Origin of the sequence: Actinomadura roseirufa (assembly GCF_900659635.1) — a bacterium.
Classification (GTDB): domain Bacteria; phylum Actinomycetota; class Actinomycetes; order Streptosporangiales; family Streptosporangiaceae; genus Spirillospora; species Spirillospora roseirufa.
Window position 1 is genome coordinate 1 of sequence record NZ_CAACVB010000493.1, and the last position, 2,888, is coordinate 2,888.

Below are 2,888 nucleotides of genomic sequence, written 5' to 3' on the forward strand. Positions count from 1 at the left end.
TACTACGCCTCCGACTTCACCGAGGCCATAGCTCTGGCCGAGATGTCTCAGCAGGTGAACAGCCGATGGTCGGGGCCGTCCTGGCAGCGGCCCTGGAGGAGCGGCCCGGACGGCCCGGACGGCGCCTCCTATTACGCGGCCGAACGCACGCACTGGCTCGGATCCCGTCGTGCCATAGACGCCGTTCCCTAGGATCCGTCGCCCTTCACCGTCCCGATGTCGAGTGCGGCATGGGACCGGCGGCCCCGGCCGCGAGCGGCCCCCGCGACGGATCCGCTCCAACTTGACCGTCGGCGGGCGGAACGTCCGAGGCGCCTGTCATGATCGCGGCATGGTGGACACGACGTACCGGGACCTGGCGGACCGGCTGGTGGAGCTCGGCATGACGTCCGACGAGGAGGCGGCCGCCGCGCGCGCGGCGCTGGAGGATCAGGGGCCGGGCCCGGGAGCGGAGCTGGAGGAGGACGACGTCCTCGACTTCCTCGACGAGTGCGGCGTGGTCGTGTGGGCGCCGGCGGGCGATGTCGCCGACCTCGAGGAGGGGTACCGGGACCTCCTGGAGAGCGCCGCCGACTGCACCGGCGGCGCCGTCACGGTCGGCGACGTGGAGCTGGTGGAGGACGAGGAGGGCGAGGAGAGCCTGCATTTCCTGCGCAACGGCGAGCCGGTGTGGTGGCCGGTCGAGCACGGGCCCGGCGAGCACCTTGACCTGCAGACCGTGATGGAGTGCATCGACGACCTCGAGCCCGGCGACGCCCGCATGTTCTACGCGCTGCCCGGCGAGGAGCCCGACGATGACGACGCCTACATCCTCGCCACGCGGGCGCAGGCGCACTACCTCCACGACCGGTTCGGCCTGGACCTGGAGGGGCTCGGCCGGGTGAAGCAGCCGCCGGTGCCCGCGCCCGACGCCGCCCACGGCACGGCCGACTGGTACCTCCAGGACGACCGGGCCCGGATGACCCCGCCCGCCCGCGCGTTCCTGGACGGCTGGACCGGGGAGATGACCGGCGCCCTCGCGGACTGGCGGGCCGGTCACCTCCCGGACGGCTTCCCGTTCGACTTCTCGCCCGGCTCCCTGGACGCCCTGGAGGCGCTCGTCCTCGACCGCCACCCCGACTGGGACTCGGTGATCGCCGCGGGCTCGGACCCGTTCGTCGAGGGCGCCGTCCGCTACCTGGGCGAGACGATCCTGCGGGAGGTCCCGAGCCGGTGGGCCTACCAGGACCTCGGCCTGTCCGACTCCTACGACCGGATCCCGATGATCCGCTCGAACACGCCGCAGGGGTTCACCCAGACGGTCGTCCCACTGCACCGCCTCGCGGCGCTCGCGAAGGAGCGCGAACCCGGCATGCTCGCCGAGTCGTCCCGTTTCCTCCAGGACGCCGTCGACTCGCACCACCGGGCCGTGGCCGCCCGCCGGTCCTGACCGTCAGCCCTCGATGAGGGCTTGGATGTCATCGTAGGAGGGCATGGGCCACGTCCTGCCCTCCTCGGTGACCTCCAGGGCCGCGGCGACCGTCGCATGGAGCGCCCGGCGGAACGGCAGCGAACCGCAGCTCACCCGGTGCACCCCCAGCTCGGCCAGCCGCGCGTACCGGGTCCGGCCCGGCATGAACAGGAGGTTCAGCGGCACGTCCACCGCGTCGAGGAGGGCCCGCACGTCGGCGTCGTCGGCGGCGGCCGGGACGAACACCCCGTCCGCTCCGGCGTCGGCGTAGGCGCGCACCCGGCGCAGCGTCTCGTCCCGGTCGGCCTCGCCTTGGGCCAGCCAGAACGTGTCGGTGCGGGCGTTGAGGAACACCTCCGGCGCCGCCTCCTTCACCGCGCGGACGATCTCGACCTGGCCGCCGAGCGGCGCGAGCGACCCGTCGGCGCGGCCGTCCTCCAGGTTGACCCCGGCGATCCCGTAGGAGGCCAGCTCGCGGACGAGGCCGGCGACCTCCTCCGGCCGGGTGGAGAAGCCGCCCTCGATGTCGACGGTGACCGGCACGGTGAGCCGGGCGAGGGAGCGGGCCAGCGTGAGGGTCTCCGCCCGGGTGTCGCCCGTCGCGTCCGGCTTGCCCGCCGCGGCGGCGACGCCGAGGCTGGTCGTGCCGACCGCGGCGAACCCGGCGGCGGCGAACGCGGCGCCGGTCGCGAAGTCCCACGCGTTGGGCAGCAGCAGCGGCCGGTCCCCGTGGTGCAGGTCCCGGAAAAGGTCGGTCATGGCGCTCTCCTCAATCCGACGCGGGAGGCACGGCCGGCGCGCGTCCCCGCAGGCCCTCAGCCTAGAGGCGGGACGTTTCGGCCGTCGTCGAAGAATTCGGCGCTCCCGCCGACGGGCCTCGGGTCGCGTCCTTAAAATCGTGGGGTGAGCGAGCACCCGTCCGCCGGTCCGCGCCGGGACGTCGGCACCGAGGTCGCCGGACGGGTCGCCGACGTGCTGCTGCTGTTCGCCGGCGGCCCCCGGTACCTGGGCGTCAGCGCCATCGGGCGGGAGCTCGGACTGTCCAAGGCCGTCGTGCACCGCATCCTGCGGTCGCTGGCCTCGCGCGGGATGCTGGAGACCGACCCGGGCGCCGCGGGCTACCGCCTCGGCCCCGCCGCCGTGGCGCTCGGGGTGAGCGCGCTGCGGGGCTTCGACGTCCGCGCCGCCGCCGCGCCCGTCCTGCGCCGGCTGCGGGACGACACGGGCGAGACCGCCGCGCTGTCCGGCCTGGTCGGCGACGAGCGGGTCTACCTCGACCAGTTCGAGAGCCCGCGGGAGGTCAAGATGACCGTCGAGGTGGGGCGGCGGTTCCCGCTGCGCGCCGGCGCGCCGGGCCTGGCGATCCTCGCGTTCCTGCCGGCGGAGCGCCGCGAGGCCGTGCTGACCCGCCCGGCGCCCGCCCCGGCCGGCGGCGGCG

The 2,888-nt window shown here is 74.8% G+C and carries 4 protein-coding genes; 3 read left to right on the forward strand and 1 reads right to left on the reverse strand.

Going from position 1 to position 2,888, the window contains the following annotated elements:
- Nucleotides 1–192: hypothetical protein (locus E1291_RS42955; RefSeq protein ID WP_165495541.1), on the forward strand; the 192-nt coding region annotated here is incomplete at its 5' end.
- Between the two features lie 139 nt (nt 193–331).
- Nucleotides 332–1,429, forward strand: coding sequence for a hypothetical protein (locus tag E1291_RS40660; RefSeq protein ID WP_131743361.1), 1,098 nt, complete (start codon nt 332–334; stop codon nt 1,427–1,429).
- Between the two features lie 3 nt (nt 1,430–1,432).
- Here the strand turns inward: E1291_RS40660 and E1291_RS40665 are convergent, their stop codons facing one another.
- Nucleotides 1,433–2,209 carry an isocitrate lyase/PEP mutase family protein gene (locus tag E1291_RS40665; protein ID WP_131743362.1) on the reverse strand — a complete coding sequence of 259 codons (777 nt, stop codon included), beginning with the start codon at nt 2,207–2,209 and terminating at the stop codon, nt 1,433–1,435.
- 144 nt (nt 2,210–2,353) lie between these two features.
- Between E1291_RS40665 and E1291_RS40670 the strand changes: the two genes are divergently transcribed.
- Nucleotides 2,354–2,888 (forward strand): IclR family transcriptional regulator (locus tag E1291_RS40670; protein ID WP_207401238.1); only part of this gene is annotated, 535 nt, incomplete at its 3' end.

Coding starts and splice junctions, on each gene's coding strand:
- E1291_RS40660 (WP_131743361.1), top strand. CDS start 332: ATGGTGGACACGACGTACCGGGACCTGGCGGACCGGCTGGTGGAGCTC.
- E1291_RS40665 (WP_131743362.1), bottom strand. CDS start 2,209: ATGACCGACCTTTTCCGGGACCTGCACCACGGGGACCGGCCGCTGCTG.